The following is a 20,239-nucleotide window of genomic DNA, read 5'->3' as shown; positions in this document are numbered from 1 at the left end:
ACACCGCGATGAGCGATTTCATTAGTAACTTCTGGTCCAGCTATGTGGCCGTGGCCTCGCTGCTGAGCATCCTCGGCTGCGCGCTGCTGCTGTGGCTCACGGCGCGCAAGCGCGTGCCCTCGGACGCCGACAACACCACTGGCCACGTGTGGGACGAAGACCTGCGCGAAGCCAACAACCCGTTGCCGCTGTGGTGGGTGGGCCTGTTCGTGCTGACCATCGTCTTCTCGCTCGGCTACCTGGCCGTGTTCCCGGGCCTGGGGAGCTTTCGCGGCACGAACGACTGGAGCTCGCGCGGCGAGTACCAGGCCGACGTGGCCAAGGCCACGCAGGCGCTGGAGCCCGTGTATGCGCGCTACACACCCATGTCGATCGAGGAGGCCGCGCGCGACCCGCAGGCCCATGCCATCGGCGAGCGCTTGTTCATGAACAACTGCGCGCAGTGCCACGGCTCCGACGCGCGCGGCAGCAAGGGCTTTCCGAACCTCACCGACGCCGACTGGCTGCACGGCGGCACGCCCGACAAGATCGTCGAATCGATCACACACGGCCGCACCGGCGTCATGCCGCCGGCCGCCGCCATGGTCGGCTCGCCCGACGACGTGAAGAACGTCGCCAACTACGTGCTGAGCCTGTCGGGCGAGCCGCACGACTCGCTGCGCGCGGGCCTGGGCAAGTCGAAGTTCGCGGCCTGCGCGGCCTGCCACGGCATCGGCGGCGTGGGCAACGCCGCGATGGGCGCCCCGCGCCTGAACGACCGCATCTGGCTGCACGGCTACGGCGAGACCGCCATCGTGCAGATCATCAACGAGGGCAAGCACAGCACCATGCCCGCGCAGGACGGCCGCCTGACCGAGGCGCAGATCAAGCTGCTGGCCTCGTACGTGTGGGGCATGTCCAACCCACCTGCCGCGACGCCATGAGGCGCAAGACCGTCATTCCCATCGTCAGCGCACCGCCTGCCGCTGCGCCGGAGGTCGGTCTCTACGAGGCGACGAAGAAGATCTACCCGCGCAGCGTGCAGGGCCTGTTCGCGCGCTGGCGCTGGGCCATGGTCTTCCTCACGCAGCTGGTGTTCTACGGCATGCCCTGGGTCGAATGGGGCGAGCGGCAGATGGTGCTGTTCGACCTCGCCGCGCGGCGCTTCTACATCTTCGGGCTGGTGCTGTACCCGCAAGACCTGATCTACCTGTCGGGCCTGCTGGTGGTGAGCGCGCTGGCGCTCTTTCTCTTCACCGCCGTGGCCGGCCGCCTGTGGTGCGGCTATGCCTGCCCGCAGACCGTGTACACCGAGATGTTCTTGTGGGTCGAGCAGCGCATCGAAGGCAACCGCAGCGCACGCATCCGCCTCGATGCCGGCGCGCTCTCTGTCGAGAAGCTCGGAAAGAAGGCCCTCAAGCACAGCGTCTGGATCGTCATTGCGCTGTGGACCGGCTTTACGTTCGTGGGCTACTTCACGCCCATCCGCGAGTTGGGCTCGGCCCTGCTGCAGCTGCAGATGGGGTCGTGGGAAGTGTTCTGGGTGTTCTTCTACGGCTTTGCCACGTACGGCAACGCCGGCTTCATGCGCGAGCAGGTCTGCAAGTACATGTGCCCCTACGCGCGCTTTCAGAGCGCGATGTTCGACCGCGACACGCTCATCGTCAGCTACGACCCGCAGCGCGGCGAGCCGCGCGCACCGCGCCGCAAGACCGTCGATCCGCGCAGCGTCGCATTGGGCGACTGCATCGACTGCAGCCTGTGCGTGCAGGTGTGCCCCACCGGCATCGACATCCGTCAGGGCCTGCAGTACGAGTGCATCGGCTGCGGTCTGTGCGTGGACGCCTGCGATTCCGTGATGGACAAGATGGGCTACGCGCCGCGCCTCATCCGCTACGACACGCAGAACGGCATGGAGGCCGGCTGGTCGCGCCGCCAGCTCTGGCGCCGCGTGCTGCGACCGCGTGTGCTCGTCTACACGGCGTTGCTCGCGCTGCTGGTGGCGGGCCTGCTCGCCAGCCTGGTCGCGCGCACGCCGCTGAAGGTCGACGTGGTGCGCGACCGCGCCTCGCTGGCGCGCATCGTCGAGGGCGGGCGGCTGGAGAACGTCTATCGCCTGCAGATCATGAATGCGACCGAGCGCACGCAGCACTACCGCATCGCCGCGCGCGGCATCGACGGGCTGAGCGTTGTGTCGCCCGAGGAAGCCATCGAGGTCGAGCCCGCGCAGGCGCGCTGGGTGGCTGTGCGGCTGCAGGTGCCTTATGGCGCCGCGCCGGCCGGTTCGCACACGGTGCACTTCGACATCCGCGAGGCGGATGGCGCGGCGCAGGTTTCCGAAAAAGCGGTCTTCCTGGTGCCGCGCTGAAAGGTCTTCCCATGAACGATGCCCTGCCGATGAACGAGCCCGCGACCTCCGGCCCCTGGTGGCGCTACCCGCTGGTCTGGCTGGTGATTGCGGGGCCCGCAGCCGTCGTGCTTGCCAGCATCGCGACCGTCTGGCTGGCGCTGCGCACGCCCGAGGTGCTGGTGTCGGAGGACTACTACCGCGAAGGCATCGAGATCAACCGCACGCTGGCCGACAAGAAGCGCATGCCGGCGCAGGCCGGGCGCAACCACGCGGCCACGCCCGAGAGCGACGTGCCGGTTCCCAAGCGGGGTGCGCAGTGAGTGCCATGCGCCGGGTCGCCGGCATCCTGTGGCCGTCGTTCCTCGTCGCCTGTGGCATGGAGGTGCTGGTGTTCGCGATGATCGATCCGGTCCACACCTACTGCGGTGCAGACGCGCTGAGCCTGTCGCGCCAGGGCATCTACACCGTGTCCTTCTTCGTGTTCTGGCTGATGGCAGCGGCATCGAGCGCGTGCACCACGTTGCTGGCCCTGCCGTCAGAGAAAGAGACTGCTTCATGACGCTTCCTCTCGCGTGTGTTCCCGATGCCCCATCCGTGCTGCCCGTCGAGCTGCTGCGCCGCTTCGACGTGCCCGGGCCGCGCTACACCTCGTACCCGACGGCCGACCGCTTTGTCGACAGCTTCGGCGCCGGCGACTACGCGCAGGCGCTGCACCAGCGGCGTGATGCGGACACGGCCGGCGAGCCGCTGTCGCTGTACGTGCACATCCCGTTCTGCGAATCGCTGTGCTACTACTGCGCCTGCAACAAGGTCGTCACCAAGCACCGCGAGCGCGGAGGCGCGTACCTCGACTACCTCGCGCGCGAGGTGGCGCTGCAGGTCGCGCAGCTGGGGCCCGATGCACCCGTCGGCCAGCTGCACCTGGGCGGCGGCACGCCGACTTTCCTGGACGATGAAGAACTGGGCGAGCTGGTCGCGATGCTGCGCCGCGCGTTCACCTTCGTGCCGGGCGGCGAGCAGTCGATCGAGATCGATCCGCGCACCGTCGATGCGAAACGCCTCGCGGCACTGGCCGCGCTCGGCTTCAACCGCCTGAGCTTCGGCGTGCAGGACTTCGACCCCGCCGTGCAGCAGGCCGTGCACCGCATCCAGCCGGCAGAACAGGTCTTCGCGCTGATGGACACCGCACGCGCGCTGGGCTTTCGCTCGATCAATGTCGACTTGATCTACGGCCTGCCGCGCCAGAACGACGCCTCGTTCGAGCGCACGCTGGTGCAGATTCGCGAACTTCGGCCCGATCGCATCGCGCTGTACGCCTACGCCCATCTGCCGGAGCGCTTCAAGCCACAGCGCCGCATCGCGGCTGACGAGTTGCCCGATGCGCCCACGCGCGTACGCATGCTCGGCCGCGCGATTGCCGCGCTCACCGAGGCCGGTTATGTCTACATCGGCATGGACCACTTCGCGCTGCCCGACGATCCGCTGGCCGTGGCCAAGCGCGAGGGCCGCCTGCACCGCGACTTCCAGGGTTACAGCACCCAGCCCGACGGCGACCTCGTCGCGCTCGGCGTGTCGGCCATCGGCCGCGTGGGCGCCACCTACAGCCAGAACGCGAAGACGCTGGAAGCGTATTACGCGCTGCTCGACCAGGGTGAGTTGCCCGTGGTCAAGGGGTTGGCGCTGTCGGACGATGACGTGCTGCGCCGCGAAGTGATCATGGCGTTGATGTGCCGGGGCCGCATCGACTTCGACGCCGTCGAGGCCGCGCACGGCATCGCTTTTTCGGACTACTTCGCTCCCGAGCGCGCCGCGCTGGCGCCGATGGCCGAGCAGGGGCTGGTGCGGCTGTCGCCGCGCGCCATCGAGGTCACCGACGCTGGCTGGTTCCTCGTACGCGCGGTGGCGATGGTGTTCGACCGCTACTGCGCCGCCACCCGCACGCGCTTCTCGCGCGTCGTTTGATTCGATGGACTCACCCGCACTCGCCGGTGCCGCGCTGCTCATGGGGCTCGCGGGCGGTCCGCATTGCGTGGCGATGTGCGGCGCGGTGTCGAGCGCGGTGATCCGCATCGTGCCGGTGGGCGGGTCCTTGCAGGCCACGCACGCCATCGCACCGGTCGCCTTTCACCTCGGCCGCATGGCGAGCTACGCCGCGGCCGGCGCCATCGCCGCCGCGAGCCTTCACGGATTGGGCGCAGCGAGTGCTCAGGTCGCGGCCTGGCGCCCGCTGTGGGTGATGCTGCATGTGTTTGTGCTCGCCTGGGGCGTGATGCTCGCCGTCGCGGGCCGCCAGCCGCTGTGGGCGCAGCGCGCCGGGCGCGCGCTCGAAGCGCGCCTGCGGCCGATGGCTGGCGGCTCGGTGTTGGGTGTGCTGGCCACGGGCACGCTCTGGGTCGCGATGCCCTGCGGCCTGCTCTATTCGGCGCTGATGCTGGCCGCGTTAGGCAACGGCCCGTGGCAGGGCGCATCGACGATGGCGCTGTTCGCGCTGGGCAGCAGTGTGTCGTTGCTCGCCGCGCCATGGCTGTGGCAGCGCCTGCGCGGGTGGGGCGACAGCGGCACGCGGCAGGCCTGGGGCGCGCGGCTGGCGGGGGTGCTGCTGGCGGCGGTGGCAGCGCAGGCGCTGTGGATGGACCTGAGCCATCGCATTGCCGACTGGTGCGGCTGAGGCGCTGTCGCGCGGTCTCGTCAGGCGATGCTCTCGATCAGCAACGCCTGCAGCACAAAGCGTCGGTTGTCCGCCGCGGCCGTTCGCTCGCCGAGCAGGCCCGCGAGCGCGGCCGTGGGATGGCTGTCTGCCGCTGCGCCGTCGTGCACCGGAATGCCCGCGTGCTGGCCGATCTGCCGCACCAGCGCCGCGTCGATGCCCTCGCAGGCCACGGCGTCGTACAGCCGGCCGAGCATGCGCGCCGTGTGCTGCAGCTCCTGCACCGGCGTGGCGGGTGACAGGCTGGAGCGCATCGTCGCCACCTGCGCGCCCAGCTCCTCGGCGGCCTGACGCAGCAGGGCCAGCGCGGCGCTGTCGCCGGTCTCGCTGAGCAGGCCGAGGTTCTTGCCGCGCAGCAGCCGCGGCGGCGCGGTGCCGTCGAGCGCGGCGCGCTGGAGCAGGCGCGCACGGCCCAGCAGGCTGGCTTCTTTCTGGGGCGACAGCGCAGCGGCGAAGGGGTGCATGGCAAGGTTCGACATGTGTCTCGCGGAGGCTAGCCAGCCTTGTCTTTCCTGCCTTGACGCACATCAAGGCCGGCGCCGCTGTTACACGCCGGACACAGAGCATTCACCCGACGTTACGCACCGATGCGGGCCGTTGTCACTGCGGGGCCTCGCGCTTCCTAGCATCGAGACATCGCCTGATCGCAGGCGAAAAAGATACACAAGACAGAACGCCGAGGAATCCCCATGCTCACGAGTGCCCGCCCCAATCCCCTCCTGCCGCTTCGGCCCCTTCCGACGGTGCAGAAGGAGGACGCGGGCCGGCGCACGGCCGAGCGCCTGCGCGTGCTGGCCGAGCAGCTGCAACCGCAGCGTCGCATGGTGCACACGGGCGACGTGATCTACCAGGCCGGTGAGCGCTTTGGCAACCTCTACATCCTGAACTCGGGCTTCTTCAAGATCGTGAATCTCTCGGCCGACGGCCGCGAGCAGGTGGTGGGCCTCAAGTTCCGCGGCGACTGGCTGGGCTTCGACGGCATCGCGGGCCAGCGCTACGTGTGCGACGCCGTGGCGATGGACACGGGCGAGGTCTGGGTCGTGCCTTACGAATCGCTGCTGACGGCCTGCACCGCGCACCCCGCGCTGCTGCAGATGCTGCACGCCGCGATGAGCCGCGAGATCGCGCACGACCGCGACTCGCTGATGTCGGTGTGCACCTTGCCGGCCGACGCGCGCGTGGCCGACTTCCTGCGCTACTGGGCCGAGTCGCTGGCCGACCGCGGCATGCGCACCGACGAGATCACGCTGCGCATGACGCGCGCCGAGATCGGCAACTACCTGGGCATGACGCTCGAAAGCGTGAGTCGCGCGCTCTCGCGCCTGGCGCGCGACAAGGTCATCGGCTTTGCCACCAAGGGCCGGCGCGAAGTGCAGATTCCCGATGTGGGCGCGCTGTCGGCTTTCGTGCAGCGCTGCCTGGCGCCGGCACCTGCAATGCTTCAGTAACGAGCGACGTTCCTCACTCGCGCGCAGCCAGCAGCGCCCGCGCCATCGCACGCGCCAGCTCGCTGCGTGAATACGGCTTGCGCAGCAGCTCCCAGCCCGGGGGCGCTTCGCGGTCGGCGTCGAGCAGCTCCGCCGAGAACCCCGACATCAGCAGCACCGCGAGCCGCGGTTGGCGTTGCACCGCCTCGGCGGCCAGCCGCGTGCCGCGCATGCCGGGGCCGAGCGCGATGTCGCTCAGCAGCAGGTCGAAGGGCGTGGCTTCTGCGGCCATCGCGGGCAAGGCCTGTTCGGCATTGGCAGCGGTCGCGACCTCGCAGCCCAGCGTGGTGAGGAAGGTGTGGACGACCTGGCGCACCTCGGCGTCGTCTTCGACGAGCATCACGCGCAGGCCCGGTGCCAGCGTGGCCTCGGCTTCGATCTCCATGGACTCTTCATCGACAGGTGCCGCGGTGCTCGCCGCGTCGGCCTCGACCTGCGGCAGGTAGAGCGTGACGGTGGTGCCGCCGTTGACCTTGCTGTCGATGGCGATGGCGCCGCGCGATTGCTTCACGAAGCCGTACACCGTGCTCAGGCCCAGGCCGGTGCCGCGTCCGGCGTCCTTGGTGGTGAAGAAGGGCTCGAAGATGTGTTCCATGACCGCGTCGGTCATGCCGGTGCCGCTGTCGGCAATGGAGAGCGCCACGAAGCGGCGGCCGGCATCGGCATCGCTCAGTTCCTGGCGCACGGTGGCGGGCAGGGCGTCGCAGGCCTCGGCGCGGAAATGCAGGCGCCCGCCCTCGGGCATGGCGTCGCGTGCGTTGATGGCGATGTTCAGCAGCGCCGATTCGAGCTGGCCCGGGTCGGCGCGCACGGCGGGGCAGGGGTCGGCGGCGTCGATCTCGATCTGGATGCGCTGGTCGAGCGTGCGGCGCAGCATGTCGGTGAGCGAGTGCAGCATCTGCCGCACGTCGACCGCGTCGGGCTGCAGCATCTGGCGCCGCGAGAAGGCCAGCAGCTTGCCCGTGAGTTCGGCGCCGCGCCGGCTGGCGCGCGCCGCGGCGGCCACGAGCTGCTGCGCGTAGCCGTCGGCCGCGAGCTGCGGCAGCTCTTCGAGCACCTGCAGGTTGCCCTGGATGATGGTCAGCAGGTTGTTGAAGTCGTGCGCGATGCCGCCGGTGAGCTGGCCTACGCTCTCCAGGCGCTGCGCGTGGTTCAGCGCCTCTTCGGTCTGCACGCGCTGCAGACTGGTGGCCAGCAGGCTCGCCACCGATTCGAGAAAGCGGATTTCCTCGTCGCCGAAGCGCCGCGCGGCCGTGGCGCGCACCGACAGCATGCCGGTCACGCGGCCCCGGTCGGACAGCGGCACGGCCAGCGCGCTCACCAGTCCGGCCTCGAGGTACGCGGGCGGCACGGCGAAGCGCCGCTCTTCGCGGTAGTCGGTCACCACGACGGGGCAGCCTTGCGAGAGCACGTAGCCCGGTTGCGTGTCGGGCCGGTTGGCGATGCGCAGGCCGACGCTTTCGTCGGCGAGCAGGCCCACGCCGCTCGCGAGGCGGAATTCGCGCTGGCTGCCGTCGAGCAGCCACACCATCGCGACCTCGACCTGCAGCGCGGTCGCGACGATGTCGGGCACCTGCGCCAGCACCACCTGCAGGTCGCGCGTGTCGACGGCCAGTCGGCCCAGCTGCGCGAGGTGCTCGCTGTAGCGCGCGCGCTGCAGCGCCTGCTTCACGCGCGGGTAGGCGCCGATGTCGCGGATCGCGGCCACCACGAAGGGCAGGCCCTGGTTCTGCAGCGGGCTCAGCGCGATCTCGACCATCACCTCGCTGCCGTCCTTGCGCTTGGCGACGAGCTCCATGTCGGTGCCCATCGGGCGCGGACGCGGCGCACGGCCATAGGCTTCGCGGAACGCGGCGTGGCGCGGGCGGATGCTGTCGGGCACCAGCGCTTCGACGCTCAGGCCCACCAGTTCGTCGGCCGCGTAGCCGAGCATGGCGGCGGCCGACGGGTTGGCCAGCACGATGCGGCCCGACTGGTCGACCACCAGCAGCGAATCGGGGTACGCGGCGAACAGCGAGCGGAACACGCTGCCTTCCTCGACGCCCGAGGGCAGGCCGGGGATGGAGGGCGGTGTTGTTCCGTCAGCCATGGGTGACCGGCGGCACGAGGATGTAGCCCGCGCCGCGCACCGACTTGATGAGCTGCGGATCGTCGGCGTTGGCCTCGATCTTCTTGCGCAGCCGGCCGACCTGCACGTCGATCGTGCGGTCGAAGGGCGCGGCCTCGCGACCGCGCGTCTGCTCGAGCAGGAAGTCGCGCGAGAGCACGCGGCCCGGGTGCCGCGCGAAGGCGCACAGCAGGTCGAACTCGCCGGTGGTCAGCGGCACGGCCTCGCCCTGCGCGTTGCTGAGGCTGCGCGCGGCGGTGTCCAGTCGCCAGCCCGCGAAGCGCAGGCGCTCGGGCGGAGTGGGTGCGGCGACAGCAGCAGCGGGTGCTTCGGGCGTCAGGCGGCGCAGCACGGCCTTCACACGTGCGACCAGCTCGCGCAGGTCGAAGGGCTTGGTCACGTAGTCGTCGGCGCCCACTTCGAGGCCTACCACCTTGTCGACCGGGTCGCCGCGGCCGGTGACGATCACGAGGCCGCAGCGCCAGTTCTCGCGCATGTGGCGGGCGATCGAAAAACCGTCTTCGCCCGGCAGGCCGAGGTCGAGCAGCACGAGGTCGGCGGGGTCGGCGGCCATGAGCGCCCGCAGCGCCGCGCCGTCGTGGATCTGGGTGACGCGAAAGCCGTGGCTCTGGAGGTAGTTGGCCAGCAGCAGCGTGATGTCGACCTCGTCGTCGAGCACCGCGATGTGGGGGGCAGAAGTCATGCGGGGGCTGGGAGAAAAAACGCCGGCGCCACGGGGAGGGCGCATGGAGCCGGGAAGCGTAGCACGCAAGCCGCGCGCGTGGCAGCTGTGGCGCCCGCCGTTGATCTGGCGCAAGGCCTGCGGGCGGGGCGCTTCCGAGAATCGCGGCCACTGTCCACCGTGTCTGAAGGGTACGTACGCATGGCATCTTTTCTTCTCTCCGGCGCGCTCGATCTTCCGTGGTGGGGCGTGCTGCTGGCCGCACTGGCGCTAACGCACGTCACCATCGCCTCGGTCACCATTTTTCTGCACCGCCACCAGGCGCACCGCGCGCTCGACCTGCACCCCATTGCGAGCCACTTCTTCCGCTTCTGGCTCTGGATGACGACGGGCATGGTCACCAAGCAATGGGCTGCCGTGCACCGCAAGCACCACGCCAAGTGCGACACGCCCGAAGACCCGCACAGCCCGCAGGTGGTGGGCCTGAAGCGCGTGCTCTGGGGCGGCGTGCTGCTGTACGTGGCCGAGGCGCGCAACCTCGAAACGCTGAGCCGCTACGGCCACGGCACGCCCGACGACTGGCTCGAGCGCCGGCTCTACACGCGCTACCAGACGCTGGGCATCACCTGCATGGGCCTGATCGACATGGCGCTCTTCGGCGTGCTGCCGGGCGCGCTGGTGCTGGTGGTGCAGATCGCATGGATTCCGTTCTGGGCCGCCGGCGTGGTCAACGGCATCGGCCACTTCTGGGGCTACCGCAACTGGCCGGCGTCGGACGCGAGCACGAACATCTTTCCCATCGGCCTCTTGATCGGCGGCGAGGAGCTGCACAACAACCACCACGCGTTCCCGACCTCGGCCAAGCTGTCGAACAAGTGGTTCGAGTTCGACATCGGCTGGGTCTACATCCGCGCGCTGCAGGCCGTGGGGCTGGCGAAGGTGAAGCACCTGGCGCCGAAGCCGCGCCTCACGGCACCGCGTGCCACCGTCGATTTGCTCACGGTGCAGGCGGTGATCCGGCACCACTACGACGTGCTGTCGAACTACTCGCGCTCGCTGAAGCAGGCCTGCACCGAAGAGCTGGCCCGGGTGCATGCGCTCGCGCCGAACAAGGCCCGCGCACTGCGCGCCGCGCGGCCCTGGCTCGGCAAGGAAGAAAAGGCGCTCGACGCCACGCGCCATGCCCAACTCACGCAAGCGCTGGTGGCCTCGCAGGCCCTGGAGACCATGTACGCGATGCGGCGTGAACTGACGGCGCTGTGGAGCCGTTCGGGCGCGACCGGCGAACAGCTCGTGAAGCGTCTGCAGGACTGGTGCGAACGTGCCGAAGCCAGCGGCATCGCGCCGTTGGCGGCCTTTGCGGTGCGGCTGCGTTCCTACGCCTGAGGCCGGCCTTCGCCGGTGCCGTCAGGCCTGCCCGACCTGCACCACCACATCGAGCGGGATGGCCCGGCGCAGCGCCGTGCCCACGGGGGAGTGCGTCTCGGCCCACTGCACGAGGTCGCGCAGGTCCTGCTCTGGCACACCTTCCGCAGCAATTCGCACCGCGACGTGGATGCGGCTGGGGCCGGCGGGCACGGAGGCCGGCTCGCCGAGCAGGCCGCGGCTGTCCGACTGGCTGCCGACCACCACTTCGAGGGTCGTCAACGTGATGCCGAGTTGGGCCGCCCGCATCGCGATCACGGTCGTTTCGCAACTCGCCAGGGCCGCGCGCATGAACCAGCCGGGCGATGGCGCTTCAGCGTTGCCTCCGATGGCCTTCGGCATGTCGGTCTCGAGAGATTCCCCCGTGGGCCCGGTCACGCGAAAGCGCAGGCCCGACACCAGCGTGGCCACGGCCGGTTTGTCCTGGGTCAGGGCGTCCTGGGGATGCGTCGCAAAGTGGCTCGCGAGGGTGTCCATGGACTGCCGGATGTGCTGGGATGAGCTCATGGCGCTGCTCCTTGAAACGGGGAACGGGCGGGGGGTTCTCGCGCGAAAGAAGAGAAAGAAGCCGCGAGCGCTGCGGCTCATTCTGGGCGCGGCGCCGGGCCCCGTCAAACCCGCAGGGGCCGTCCTTGCTCCTTACTGGTTCGCCACCATGCCGTCCGGCAGGCTGAAGCGTTCGTAGTCTCCCTTGGCCGCGATTTCAGGCGCGCGGATCAGCAGCACCGGCACCGGCGCCAGCCGCAGGATGTGCTCTGCGTTGCTGCCCATGGCCCAGCGACTCAGGCCGCGTCGGCCGTGCGTGCCGAGCACGATGAGGTCGGCCTTCGAATCGATGGCCTCGGTCACCACCTGGTCGTGGACCGCGCCGGCCTTGAAGCCGTCGCGCAGCACGGTGTCGGCCTCGACGCCTTCGGCCTGCGCCTGGGCGCGTGCCTTCTCGAGCAGCGCCACGGCGTCGGTGCGCAGTGTCGCGAGCCAGTCGCTCGAATGGCCCGCGTAGACGCCGACGCCGAGCGCGAACGAGAGTTCATCGAGGATGTGGACCAGCCGCAGGCGCCCACCCGTGAGCTTGGCCAGGCGGATGGCTTCGGCCAGGCCTTCGCCGGACGTGGAACTGCCGTCGATCGGAACCAGGATGTGTTGGTACATGGTGAGGAACCCCCAGGAGTGCGTTGAAGAAAAGAGGATGCCGTTCCAGTCTGGGCGTGGCCGCATGCGCGGGCCTTGATCTGGAGCAAGCCCGTGCGGCCTCGGGCTTGCGACCCTTGGGGCCTTCGAAGAAAGAAGGAGACCGTCCATGACCCATGCCGCCGTCCGGATCATTCGCCAGGAGCATTCCGCGCTGGCGGCCATGCTGCGTTCCATCGTGATGCTGCTCGAGCAGCACCGCCGCAAGGGCACGATGCCCGACTTCGCGACGCTGCGTGCGATGCTGTTCTACGTGGACGAGTTTCCCGAGAAGCGCCACCACCCGAAGGAAACCGAGCTGCTCTTTCCCCGGCTGCGCGCCTGCACGCCGATCTCGCGCGACCTGATGGACAAGCTCGACAACGACCATGCCTGGGGCGAACGCAAGATCCGCCACGTCGAGCACGCGCTGCTCGCGTTCGAGATGCTCGGCGAGCCGCGCCGCGTGGCCTTCGAACAGGCGATGAACGAGTACGTGAGCTTCTACCTGGAGCACATGGCACACGAGGAGCGCGAGATTCTTCCGCTGGCCGAGCGCGTGCTCGGCGAGGACGACTGGCGCGAACTCGACGCGGCCTTCAGCGAGAACCGCGATCTGTTCTCCAGCCACCCTGCGCCCGACGAGGTCTACGCCGCGCTCTTCACGCGCATCGTCAACGTGGTGCCTGCGCCGATCGGGCTGGGGCCGGCGCTGTAACAACGGTGTGCCTGCGGATCGCTTAGGCTCGGCCTGACACATTCAGGACAAAACGAGACCGCGAGATGGACATCGATCAGATCAAGGGAAGGCTGGACTTCCTTCGCGAGGCCGAGCGCCTCAAGAGCGTGCTGCGCAGCGCGCACACCGCCTCGGGCCGCACCGAGAGCACGGCAGAGCACAGCTGGCGCCTGTGCCTGATGGCCATGGCCTTCGAGGACGAGTTGGCCGACCTCGACCTGCTCAAGGTGCTGAAGATGTGCGTCGTGCACGACCTGGGCGAGGCGATCCACGGCGACATCCCCGCCATCGTGCAAGGCGCGCACCCCGACAAGAGCGCGCAGGAGCGCGAAGACCTGCAGGTGCTCACGCGCACGCTCGATGCGCCGCTGCGCGCGGGCATCCTCGCGCTGTGGGACGAGTACGAGAAAGCCGAGACGCCCGAAGCGCAGGCGGTGAAGGCGCTCGACAAGCTCGAGACCCTGCTGCAGCACAACCAGGGCGCGAACCCGCCGGACTTCGACTACGAATTCAACCTCGGCTACGGCCAGAAGCACACCGGCACGCGGCCGCTGTTTCGTGCCATGCGGGCGTTGGTGGATGCCGACACGCAGAAGAAGGTGGGGGCCGCGCGGCGGGCGGAGGCGGGGCCGGTGGTTCGCCCCGAGCAGCCGGGCGACGAGGCTGCCATCCGGCAACTGACGGTGGCCGCGTTTGCCGAGGCACCGCATGCCGACGGCACCGAACACCTCATCGTCGACGCCTTGCGCGCGGCCGATCAGCTCACGCTGTCGCTCGTGGTCGAGGAAGGCGGCGAGATCGTCGGCCATGTCGCGCTGTCGCCCGTGGCAATCTCCGATGGCACGACCGGCTGGTACGGCCTGGGGCCGATCTCGTTGGCGCCTGCGCGCCAGGGGCAGGGCATCGGCCGGCTGCTGATGGACGCCGCGCTGGCGGGCCTGCGCGACACCGGCGCGCAAGGCTGCGTGCTGCTGGGCGACCCGGCCTTCTATGGCCGCTTCGGCTTCGTCGTGCGGCCCGGCCTGGTGCTACCGGGCGTGCCGCCGGAGTATTTCCAGGCCGTGTCGTTCCACGGCGCGTGGCCGGTCGGCGAGGTGCGGTACCACGCGGCGTTCGGTGTCGGTGCCTGACGCACGGGCCCGGGGCGCGAGCCGTTCATAATCGCCCCCGTCATGCCTGCCCGCCACCTGCCTTCGGACTCTGCCCATGCGCCGCGCGTGAAGCGCGCGCAGACCTCGGTGTCCGCGCGTTCCGCGACCCCCGAACCGCCCCGCCGCCGCATCCATGACGGTGGCGCCTCCCGCAGCCTTGCGGGCTTCACCGCGATGGAAAGCAGCGCAGCACCGGCCCGCGCGCCGACTGCGGCGCGCCCGCGCAACTGGCGCACCACGCTGCTGGGCGTGGCACTTGGCCTGGTGATCGCGATGTTGTTGCTCATGAAATGGCTGCTCGACTACCAGGTCGAGTCCGCCGAAGCGCGCCATGTGCAGGAAGCGCAGGCGCGCACGCAGGCCGCGCGTTGCTTCGGCCGCGATGCCGGGCCGTCGTGCCCGCCGGCCGGCCGCACGGTCGTCGAGACCGTCGAGTCGGCAGCGACGAGATAACCCCGCGCACCGCGTGCGCGGTGCCTCGTTCGTTCAGTTCAGCGCAGCACCAGCACCGGAATGTGCGAGTGCGTGAGCACGTGCAGCGTCTCGCTGCCCAGCAGCAGCCGTGCGAGGCTGCGGCGCCCGTGCGACGCCATCACGATCAGGTCGCAGTCCTGGTTCTTGGCAGTGTTGATGATGGCCTCGGCCACCTGGTTCGACTTCATGACCACCGAATCGGCGCGGCGCACGCCCTTGGCCAGCGCAGTGTCGCGCACCGCATCGGCCACGCGCTGGGCCGCCTGCTCGACGTGTTTCTGGTTGGCTTCGAAATCCGTCTGGTTCAGCAGCATCGAGCCTTCGAAGTAGCCATACGGCTGGATGTGCGCGACGTTGACGCTGACCAGCTCGGCACCGGTCAGCAACGCGAGGTCGATGGCCGTGGCCACCGCCTTGTCCGACAGCGGCGAGCCGTCGGTTGCGACGAGAACACGCTTGTACATGGCAGGCTCCTTGGCCCCCGGCACCGCGGGTGCCTTGCCATTCCAGTCTAGGTCGCGCGGGCGGCACATTCAAGGCCGACCCAGCGCGTCCTTCCTGTGCGTCAGCTGCTCGTGCTGTGGCGACGTCCCAGTGCGAACACCGAGTTCGGCGCGTCGACCACGAAGGGCTTGCGCACCGGCGAGCCGACGACGGCCGTGGTGCGGCGTGCGGCCGCGCTGGTGGCGGGCTGCACGCCCTTGGCCTTCTGTTCGTCGACCAGGCTCTGCAGCGTGATCGAGCGCAGGAACTCGACGGCGCGCAGGTTCACGGAGGCCCAGAGGTCGTCGATCTCGCAGCGGCCGGGCTCGTTGTCCGAACCGGCGGCACGCGGGCGGATCTTGCTGGCGCCCAGGTCTTCGATGGTGAGCACGACGTCGGCCACGGTGATCTCCGCGGCCTTGCGGCTGAGCGAGTAGCCGCCGCCGGGGCCGCGGGTGGATTCGACCAGCCCGTTGCGGCGCAGCTTGGCGAACAGCAGTTCCAGGTACGAGAGCGAGACCTGCTGGCGCAGGCTGATCGAGGCCAGCGTGACGGGGCCCGAGCGGCCGTGCAGGGCGATGTCGATCATCGCGGTGACCGCGAAGCGGCCCTTGGTGGTGAGGCGCATGGTGTTTCCTTCCTTGCTTGTCGTTCTGTGTGCGCTTACTCGTCCCGGCCGCCGGCGATGCCCAGCAGGGCCAGCAGCGACTGGAACACGTTGTACAGGCTCAGGTACACGCCCAGCGTGGCCGAGATGTAGTTGGTTTCGAGGCCGTCCTTCACGCGCTTCAGGTCGTGCAGGATGAAGGCCGAGAAGATGCCGATGGCGGCGACCGACAGCGTCATCATCAGCGCGCTCGACTGGATGAAGACGTTGGCGATGCCCACCACCAGCAGGCCGATGGCGCCGACGAAGAGCCACTTGCCCATGGCCGAGATGTCGCGCTTGATGACCGTCGAGAGCATGGCCATGCCCAGGAAGATGCCGCCGGTGCCGGCGAAGGCAGTCATCACCAGGCTGGCGCCGTTGGACAGGCCGAGCACGCTGCCGACCAGGCGCGACAGCATCAGGCCCATGAAGAAGGTGAAGGCCAGCAGCACGGGCACGCCGGCAGCGGAGTTCTTGGTCTTCTCGATGGCGTACATGAAGCCGAAGGCGCCGCCGAGAAACACCATGATGCCGATGCCTGGCGACATGGCGCGCGTGAGGCCGGTGGCCACGCCGAGCCAGGCGCCCAGCACGGTGGGTACCATCGACAGCGCGAGCAGCCAGTAGGTGTTGCGCAGAACGCGGTTGCGTTCCTGGACCGAGGCCAACGGTGCGCCGAAGCTGGAGGGGTAGGCCGATGGGCTGGAGTTCATCAAAAAATCCTGAAAAGAGAGAGGGCCGGACGGGTCGCATGACACGTGCGGCAGGGCCGTCAGACGGCTGAAAAAGAAGGGGCAGGGGCGTCGCGTGAAACAGGCGACGGGCCGGATGGGTGAGCGCAAACGCCCGGACTTTTCAGTCCTCAGGCGTTCGCTCGCCGCCGCGCGGCCTCAGGCGGCGAGAAGGGCGTGGAGTCGGGGTGGCCGCTTGGGCCGGTCGAGCAGGGGCGAGACCACCGAGGTGGACCCCAGCCGCGGCGGTTGCGCGGAGAGCACCAGCAGGTTGCGTGCGTGGGGGCGGGCGTCGAGCAGTTCGGCGTGCTCGGAGCCGGCTTCGTCCATGGCGGACGGGTCTTCGGCAGAAGACGTTTTGCCGATGTCCTTGTCACCGCCATCGGCCAGCGCGACGGCGAGCGTCACGACGGTCTGGCGTTCACCGGACGACGTCACATGGGTGCCGCCCACCAGCCCGTGCGCAAGCACGGCGAAGCCGTAGCAGGACAGCATGAAAGCGAGGACGGTAGCGGCAAACCAGCGGGACATGTAGGGGTATTTTACCCGCCCCCACGGATCGGGCCCGGCGGGCGCGAATTCATCCGACCTGCGCGCACGGGTGTTGCCATCGTCCATCGGGTGGAACGCTGCAGGCAAATTTCGCCGACTACCGGACTTCGGGGCGCGCTTTTACGCTGACGGTCATGCATCGGGGCCATTTTTTTCCCCGGCATTCAACCTCACAAAGGAAGCCTCCCATGTCCAAGCCCTACACCCGTCTCGACAAGAACGATGTCGCCGTGCTGCTGGTCGACCACCAGACCGGCCTGCTCTCGCTGGTGCGCGACATCGACCCCGACAAGTTCAAGAACAACGTGCTGGCCCTGGCCGACATCGCCAGCTACTTCAAGCTGCCGACGGTGCTGACCACCAGCTTCGAGAACGGCCCCAACGGCCCGCTCGTGCCCGAGCTGAAAGCCCAGTTTCCCGACGCGCCCTACATTCCCCGGCCCGGCCAGATCAACGCCTGGGACAACGAGGACTTCGTCAAGGCCGTGAAGGCCACGGGCAAGAAGCAGTTGCTGATTGCCGGCGTGGTCACCGAGGTCTGCGTGGCCTTCCCGGCGCTGTCGGCGTTGGCCGAGGGCTTCGACGTATTCGTCGTCACCGATGCATCGGGCACCTTCAACGACGTGACGCGCCAGGCCGCGTGGGACCGCATGTCGGCCGCCGGCGCGCAGCTGATGTCGTGGTTCGGCGTGGCCTGCGAGCTGCACCGCGACTGGCGCAACGACATCGAGGGGCTGGGGACGCTGTTCTCCAACCACATCCCCGACTACCGCAACCTCATCACCAGCTACACCCAGCTGACCCAAGGAAAGTGAGCACCCCATGACCATTCCCAACAACGTCGCCAACTTCAACGGCGCCAAGCCCGTCATCGACCCGGACGATGCCGTGATGCTGCTCATCGACCACCAGAGCGGCCTGTTCCAGACCGTGAAGGACATGCCGATGACCGAGCTGCGCTCCAACGTCACCACGCTGGCCAAGGTCGCGACGCTGGCGAAGATCCCGGTCATCACCACCGCCTCGGTGCCGCAGGGCCCCAACGGGCCGCTGATTCCCGAAGTGCACAAGTACGCGCCGCATGCGCAGTACGTGGCGCGCAAGGGCGAGATCAACGCCTGGGACAACCCCGAGTTCGTGGCCGCCGTGAAGGCTACCGGGCGCGGCACGCTGATCATTGCCGGCACCATCACCAGCGTGTGCATGGCCTTCCCGAGCATCTCGGCGGTGTACGACGGCTACCGCGTGTTCGCGGTGGTCGACGCTTCGGGCACGTACTCGAAGATGGCGCAGGAGATCACGCTGGCGCGCGTGGTGCAGGCCGGCGTGGTGCCGATCGACACCGCGGGCGTGTGCTCCGAAGTGCAGAAGACCTGGCACCGCGACGACGCCGCGCAATGGGCCGAGGCCTACAGCGCCGTGTTCCCGCCCTACCAGCTGCTGATCGAGAGCTACATGAAGGCGCAGGAGGTCGTGACGAACAGCGAACAGCTGGATTCGCAGCGCGCTTGATCCATTGATCGCATCCCCGATGCGACACTGACGAACGCCGCGCCGCACGCGAAAAAAAGTGCGGCGCGGCTTTCCCAATTCAACGCACGGCAAGGAGCCTCGCATGGACAGTCCCCGCATCCTGATCATTCCCGGCAGCGCCCGCGACGGCTCGCTCAACCGCCAGCTGGCGGCTGTCGCTGCCGCCACCGCGCGCGCGGCAGGCCTGCAGGTGACGGAGATGGACCTGCGCGCGCTCGCGCTGCCCGTGTACGACGGCGACCTCGAGGCCGCCTCGGGCGTGCCGGCCGGGGCACTCGCGCTGCGGCGCGCCATCGCAGCGAGCGACGGCGTGCTGATCGTCACGCCCGAGTACAACGGCTTTCCCACGCCGCTGGTCATCAACGCCTTCAGCTGGCTCTCGCGCATTCCGCCGGGCGACGGCCACGCAGGCGGGCTGGCCGCCACGGCCAACAAGCCGGCCGCGCTGCTGTCGGCCTCGCCGGGCCCGTTGGGCGCGCTGCGCTCGATGAACTTCCTGCGCCAGTACCTGCAGATGGCCTTCGCCATGCTGGTGGCGCCGCAGCAGTTCGCGCTCGGGCGTGCGAACGAGGCCTTCGATGCCGACGGCGCGCTGAAGGACGCGCGCGCCGCGCAGTCGGTGCAGAAGGTGGTGGCGGCGCTGGCCGCGCTTGCGACGGCGTTGCCCACCCCCCATTGATTCGCGCAGGGGCGGCGTTCGTGCTGTCGCGCGAACGACCGTCCCGATCCGCATCGCGACGTATCTTCGACCGCACATTGGAAGAAGGACGAGACGACATGCAATTCGAATTCACGCCCCGGGTGCTCGCGCTGCGCGCCGAGCTGCTCCAGTTCATGGACGAACACGTCTACCCGAACGAGAAGCGCCGCGAGGAAGAGCTGGCCGCCAACGCCCGCGCCGGCCGCCCGTATGCCGAGCTGCCGATGATGGCCGGCCTCAAGGCCAAGGCGCGCGAGCGCGGCCTGTGGAACCTGTTCCTGCCCGAAGCCGAACACGGCCCCGGCCTCACCAACGTCGAGTACGCGCCGCTGTGCGAGATCATGGGCCGGCGCTACTGGAGCGCAGAAATCTTCAACTGCTCCGCGCCCGACACCGGCAACATGGAAGTGCTGGCGCGCTACGGCACCAAGGCGCAGCAGGAGCGCTGGCTCACGCCGCTGCTGGCCGGCGAGATCCGCTCGTCGTTCGCCATGACCGAGCCCGAGGTGGCCTCGAGCGACGCCACCAACATCCGCTGCAGCATCCGCCGCGAAGGCGACGAGTACGTCATCAACGGGCGCAAGTGGTACATCACCGGCGCCATGAACGAGCGCTGCGAAATCTTCGTGCTGATGGGCAAGACCGACCCCGACAACGCCGACCGCCACAAGCAGCAGTCGATGGTGCTCGTGCCGAAGAACACGCCCGGCATCACCATCGTGCGCGACATGCAGCTGCTGGGCATGTACGACCCGCCCTTCGGTCACCCCGAGATCGTGTTCGACAACGTGCGCGTGCCGGTCGAGAACATCCTGCTGGGCGAGGGCCGCGGTTTCGAGATTGCGCAAGGCCGCCTTGGCCCCGGACGCATCCACCACTGCATGCGCGCCATCGGCATGGCCGAGGCCGCGCTGGAGATGATGTGCCAGCGCCTCGTGTCGCGCGTGGCCTTCCACAAGCCGCTGTCGGAGCAGGGCGTGTGGCGCGAGCGCATTGCCGAGTCGCGCATGCTCATCGAACAGTCGCGCTGGATGGTGCTCCACGCGGCCTACCGCATGGACACCGTGGGCAACAAGGTCGCCGCGAAGGAAATCGCGATGATCAAGGTGCTCACGCCGAACAACTGCGTGAAGGTGATCGACTGGGCCATGCAGGCCTTCGGCGCGATGGGCCTGAGCCAGGACACGCTGCTCACGCACTTCTACGCCTACGAGCGCCACCTGCGCGTGGCCGACGGCCCCGACGAAGTGCACCGCAACGCGATCGCGAAGCAGGAGCTGGCGGCGTACCAGTAACGGCAACGCCGCCGCCGCGAGCGCG

General features: G+C 69.0%; 24 protein-coding genes and 1 pseudogene. 16 read left to right on the top strand and 9 right to left on the bottom strand.

The annotated features are described in order from the left end of the window. Positions 1-8 precede the first annotated feature (8 nt). From ccoP to IG196_RS24465, 6 genes are read left to right on the top strand one after another with little or no spacing between them, the layout of a single operon-like run. Entirely contained in the window at positions 9-923 is a 915-nt protein-coding gene (gene ccoP, locus IG196_RS24490; protein ID WP_192193386.1) for a cytochrome-c oxidase, cbb3-type subunit III, read from the top strand. After that, positions 920-2,347, top strand: a complete 1,428-nt coding sequence (gene ccoG / locus IG196_RS24485; protein WP_192193385.1) for a cytochrome c oxidase accessory protein CcoG — start codon at positions 920-922, stop codon at positions 2,345-2,347. The genes ccoP and ccoG overlap by 4 nt, the downstream gene beginning before the upstream one ends. An 11-nt stretch (positions 2,348-2,358) precedes the next feature. Next, positions 2,359-2,649: a FixH family protein gene (locus IG196_RS24480; protein WP_192193384.1), complete on the top strand. Its 291-nt coding sequence runs from the start codon at positions 2,359-2,361 to the stop codon at positions 2,647-2,649. 5 nt (positions 2,650-2,654) lie between these two features. Beyond that, on the top strand, positions 2,655-2,888 hold the full coding sequence (locus IG196_RS24475; RefSeq protein WP_225616777.1) for a hypothetical protein: 234 nt from the start codon (positions 2,655-2,657) through the stop codon (positions 2,886-2,888). Next, positions 2,885-4,291, top strand: coding sequence for an oxygen-independent coproporphyrinogen III oxidase (gene hemN, locus IG196_RS24470; protein WP_192193382.1), 1,407 nt, complete (start codon positions 2,885-2,887; stop codon positions 4,289-4,291). The genes IG196_RS24475 and hemN overlap by 4 nt, the downstream gene beginning before the upstream one ends. A gap of 4 nt (positions 4,292-4,295) precedes the next feature. Continuing rightward, the gene (locus IG196_RS24465; RefSeq protein WP_192193381.1) at positions 4,296-4,997 is read left to right on the top strand and encodes a sulfite exporter TauE/SafE family protein; all 702 of its coding nucleotides are present in this window, start codon (positions 4,296-4,298) and stop codon (positions 4,995-4,997) included. Positions 4,998-5,017: 20 nt separating this feature from the next. On the opposite strand, the gene IG196_RS24460 is transcribed toward IG196_RS24465, so the two are convergent. Then, positions 5,018-5,515 carry an ornithine carbamoyltransferase gene (locus tag IG196_RS24460; protein ID WP_192193380.1) on the bottom strand — a complete coding sequence of 166 codons (498 nt, stop codon included), beginning with the start codon at positions 5,513-5,515 and terminating at the stop codon, positions 5,018-5,020. A 210-nt stretch (positions 5,516-5,725) separates the two neighbouring features. Here IG196_RS24460 and IG196_RS24455 point away from each other — a divergent pair, with 210 nt between their 5' ends. Further along, the gene (locus tag IG196_RS24455; protein WP_192193379.1) at positions 5,726-6,484 is read left to right on the top strand and encodes a Crp/Fnr family transcriptional regulator; all 759 of its coding nucleotides are present in this window, start codon (positions 5,726-5,728) and stop codon (positions 6,482-6,484) included. Positions 6,485-6,497: 13 nt separating this feature from the next. Here the strand turns inward: IG196_RS24455 and IG196_RS24450 are convergent, their stop codons facing one another. Then, positions 6,498-8,612, bottom strand: coding sequence for a PAS domain S-box protein (locus tag IG196_RS24450; RefSeq protein ID WP_192193378.1), 2,115 nt, complete (start codon positions 8,610-8,612; stop codon positions 6,498-6,500). Then, the gene (locus IG196_RS24445; protein WP_192193377.1) at positions 8,605-9,333 is read right to left on the bottom strand and encodes a winged helix-turn-helix domain-containing protein; all 729 of its coding nucleotides are present in this window, start codon (positions 9,331-9,333) and stop codon (positions 8,605-8,607) included. The genes IG196_RS24450 and IG196_RS24445 overlap by 8 nt, the downstream gene beginning before the upstream one ends. 180 nt (positions 9,334-9,513) lie before the next feature. Here IG196_RS24445 and IG196_RS24440 point away from each other — a divergent pair, with 180 nt between their 5' ends. Beyond that, positions 9,514-10,698 carry a fatty acid desaturase gene (locus IG196_RS24440; protein ID WP_192193376.1) on the top strand — a complete coding sequence of 395 codons (1,185 nt, stop codon included), beginning with the start codon at positions 9,514-9,516 and terminating at the stop codon, positions 10,696-10,698. Positions 10,699-10,719: 21 nt separating this feature from the next. On the opposite strand, the gene IG196_RS24435 is transcribed toward IG196_RS24440, so the two are convergent. Together IG196_RS24435 and IG196_RS24430 are read right to left on the bottom strand one after the other, a co-directional pair. Beyond that, entirely contained in the window at positions 10,720-11,244 is a 525-nt protein-coding gene (locus IG196_RS24435) for an OsmC family protein (protein ID WP_192193375.1), read from the bottom strand. Between the two features lie 132 nt (positions 11,245-11,376). Then, the gene (locus tag IG196_RS24430) at positions 11,377-11,889 is read right to left on the bottom strand and encodes a universal stress protein (protein ID WP_192193374.1); all 513 of its coding nucleotides are present in this window, start codon (positions 11,887-11,889) and stop codon (positions 11,377-11,379) included. A 148-nt stretch (positions 11,890-12,037) separates the two neighbouring features. On the opposite strand from IG196_RS24430, the gene IG196_RS24425 reads away from it, so the two are divergent. The 4 genes and pseudogenes from IG196_RS24425 (at position 12,038) to IG196_RS24415 (ending at position 14,250) form a co-directional block, all read left to right on the top strand. Beyond that, positions 12,038-12,625, top strand: a complete 588-nt coding sequence (locus IG196_RS24425) for a hemerythrin domain-containing protein (RefSeq protein ID WP_192193373.1) — start codon at positions 12,038-12,040, stop codon at positions 12,623-12,625. A 65-nt stretch (positions 12,626-12,690) separates the two neighbouring features. Further along, positions 12,691-13,254: pseudogene (locus tag IG196_RS32145) on the top strand (HD domain-containing protein); the annotation flags it as partial. 24 nt (positions 13,255-13,278) lie between these two features. Next, positions 13,279-13,776, top strand: coding sequence for a GNAT family N-acetyltransferase (locus tag IG196_RS32140; protein ID WP_225617099.1), 498 nt, complete (start codon positions 13,279-13,281; stop codon positions 13,774-13,776). Positions 13,777-13,818: 42 nt separating this feature from the next. Next, entirely contained in the window at positions 13,819-14,250 is a 432-nt protein-coding gene (locus IG196_RS24415; protein WP_192193371.1) for a hypothetical protein, read from the top strand. Positions 14,251-14,288: 38 nt separating this feature from the next. On the opposite strand, the gene IG196_RS24410 is transcribed toward IG196_RS24415, so the two are convergent. The 4 genes from IG196_RS24410 to IG196_RS24395 all read right to left on the bottom strand — a co-directional run bounded on the left by IG196_RS24410 (position 14,289) and on the right by IG196_RS24395 (position 16,752). Beyond that, positions 14,289-14,735, bottom strand: coding sequence for a universal stress protein (locus IG196_RS24410; RefSeq protein WP_101488927.1), 447 nt, complete (start codon positions 14,733-14,735; stop codon positions 14,289-14,291). Positions 14,736-14,836: 101 nt separating this feature from the next. Then, positions 14,837-15,382 carry an Rrf2 family transcriptional regulator gene (locus tag IG196_RS24405; protein ID WP_099792448.1) on the bottom strand — a complete coding sequence of 182 codons (546 nt, stop codon included), beginning with the start codon at positions 15,380-15,382 and terminating at the stop codon, positions 14,837-14,839. Between the two features lie 35 nt (positions 15,383-15,417). Further along, on the bottom strand, positions 15,418-16,116 hold the full coding sequence (locus tag IG196_RS24400; RefSeq protein WP_192193370.1) for a Bax inhibitor-1/YccA family protein: 699 nt from the start codon (positions 16,114-16,116) through the stop codon (positions 15,418-15,420). Positions 16,117-16,293: 177 nt separating this feature from the next. Beyond that, positions 16,294-16,752, bottom strand: a complete 459-nt coding sequence (locus tag IG196_RS24395; RefSeq protein WP_225616776.1) for a hypothetical protein — start codon at positions 16,750-16,752, stop codon at positions 16,294-16,296. A 122-nt stretch (positions 16,753-16,874) separates the two neighbouring features. On the opposite strand from IG196_RS24395, the gene ycaC reads away from it, so the two are divergent. The 4 genes from ycaC (at position 16,875) to IG196_RS24375 (ending at position 20,214) form a co-directional block, all read left to right on the top strand. Continuing rightward, the gene (gene ycaC / locus IG196_RS24390) at positions 16,875-17,501 is read left to right on the top strand and encodes an isochorismate family cysteine hydrolase YcaC (RefSeq protein ID WP_062479957.1); all 627 of its coding nucleotides are present in this window, start codon (positions 16,875-16,877) and stop codon (positions 17,499-17,501) included. Positions 17,502-17,508: 7 nt separating this feature from the next. After that, positions 17,509-18,198 (top strand): isochorismatase family protein, encoded by a 690-nt coding sequence (locus IG196_RS24385; RefSeq protein ID WP_192193369.1) that lies wholly within the window; start codon positions 17,509-17,511, stop codon positions 18,196-18,198. 103 nt (positions 18,199-18,301) lie between these two features. Continuing rightward, positions 18,302-18,898, top strand: coding sequence for an NADPH-dependent FMN reductase (locus IG196_RS24380; protein WP_192193368.1), 597 nt, complete (start codon positions 18,302-18,304; stop codon positions 18,896-18,898). Positions 18,899-18,996: 98 nt separating this feature from the next. Continuing rightward, positions 18,997-20,214 carry an acyl-CoA dehydrogenase family protein gene (locus tag IG196_RS24375; RefSeq protein ID WP_192193367.1) on the top strand — a complete coding sequence of 406 codons (1,218 nt, stop codon included), beginning with the start codon at positions 18,997-18,999 and terminating at the stop codon, positions 20,212-20,214. The last annotated feature ends 25 nt before the right edge of the window (positions 20,215-20,239 follow it).

Origin of the sequence: Variovorax sp. 38R, from assembly GCF_014843395.1 — a bacterium.
GTDB classification, from domain to species: domain Bacteria; phylum Pseudomonadota; class Gammaproteobacteria; order Burkholderiales; family Burkholderiaceae_C; genus Variovorax; species Variovorax paradoxus_H.
This window is presented reverse-complemented; position numbering and strand designations above follow the sequence as displayed.

Coding starts and splice junctions, on each gene's coding strand:
- ccoP (WP_192193386.1), top strand. CDS start 9: ATGAGCGATTTCATTAGTAACTTCTGGTCCAGCTATGTGGCCGTGGCC.
- ccoG (WP_192193385.1), top strand. CDS start 920: ATGAGGCGCAAGACCGTCATTCCCATCGTCAGCGCACCGCCTGCCGCT.
- IG196_RS24480 (WP_192193384.1), top strand. CDS start 2,359: ATGAACGATGCCCTGCCGATGAACGAGCCCGCGACCTCCGGCCCCTGG.
- IG196_RS24475 (WP_225616777.1), top strand. CDS start 2,655: ATGCGCCGGGTCGCCGGCATCCTGTGGCCGTCGTTCCTCGTCGCCTGT.
- hemN (WP_192193382.1), top strand. CDS start 2,885: ATGACGCTTCCTCTCGCGTGTGTTCCCGATGCCCCATCCGTGCTGCCC.
- IG196_RS24465 (WP_192193381.1), top strand. CDS start 4,296: ATGGACTCACCCGCACTCGCCGGTGCCGCGCTGCTCATGGGGCTCGCG.
- IG196_RS24460 (WP_192193380.1), bottom strand. CDS start 5,515: ATGTCGAACCTTGCCATGCACCCCTTCGCCGCTGCGCTGTCGCCCCAG.
- IG196_RS24455 (WP_192193379.1), top strand. CDS start 5,726: ATGCTCACGAGTGCCCGCCCCAATCCCCTCCTGCCGCTTCGGCCCCTT.
- IG196_RS24450 (WP_192193378.1), bottom strand. CDS start 8,612: ATGGCTGACGGAACAACACCGCCCTCCATCCCCGGCCTGCCCTCGGGC.
- IG196_RS24445 (WP_192193377.1), bottom strand. CDS start 9,333: ATGACTTCTGCCCCCCACATCGCGGTGCTCGACGACGAGGTCGACATC.
- IG196_RS24440 (WP_192193376.1), top strand. CDS start 9,514: ATGGCATCTTTTCTTCTCTCCGGCGCGCTCGATCTTCCGTGGTGGGGC.
- IG196_RS24435 (WP_192193375.1), bottom strand. CDS start 11,244: ATGAGCTCATCCCAGCACATCCGGCAGTCCATGGACACCCTCGCGAGC.
- IG196_RS24430 (WP_192193374.1), bottom strand. CDS start 11,889: ATGTACCAACACATCCTGGTTCCGATCGACGGCAGTTCCACGTCCGGC.
- IG196_RS24425 (WP_192193373.1), top strand. CDS start 12,038: ATGACCCATGCCGCCGTCCGGATCATTCGCCAGGAGCATTCCGCGCTG.
- IG196_RS24415 (WP_192193371.1), top strand. CDS start 13,819: ATGCCTGCCCGCCACCTGCCTTCGGACTCTGCCCATGCGCCGCGCGTG.
- IG196_RS24410 (WP_101488927.1), bottom strand. CDS start 14,735: ATGTACAAGCGTGTTCTCGTCGCAACCGACGGCTCGCCGCTGTCGGAC.
- IG196_RS24405 (WP_099792448.1), bottom strand. CDS start 15,382: ATGCGCCTCACCACCAAGGGCCGCTTCGCGGTCACCGCGATGATCGAC.
- IG196_RS24400 (WP_192193370.1), bottom strand. CDS start 16,116: ATGAACTCCAGCCCATCGGCCTACCCCTCCAGCTTCGGCGCACCGTTG.
- IG196_RS24395 (WP_225616776.1), bottom strand. CDS start 16,752: ATGGACGATGGCAACACCCGTGCGCGCAGGTCGGATGAATTCGCGCCC.
- ycaC (WP_062479957.1), top strand. CDS start 16,875: ATGTCCAAGCCCTACACCCGTCTCGACAAGAACGATGTCGCCGTGCTG.
- IG196_RS24385 (WP_192193369.1), top strand. CDS start 17,509: ATGACCATTCCCAACAACGTCGCCAACTTCAACGGCGCCAAGCCCGTC.
- IG196_RS24380 (WP_192193368.1), top strand. CDS start 18,302: ATGGACAGTCCCCGCATCCTGATCATTCCCGGCAGCGCCCGCGACGGC.
- IG196_RS24375 (WP_192193367.1), top strand. CDS start 18,997: ATGCAATTCGAATTCACGCCCCGGGTGCTCGCGCTGCGCGCCGAGCTG.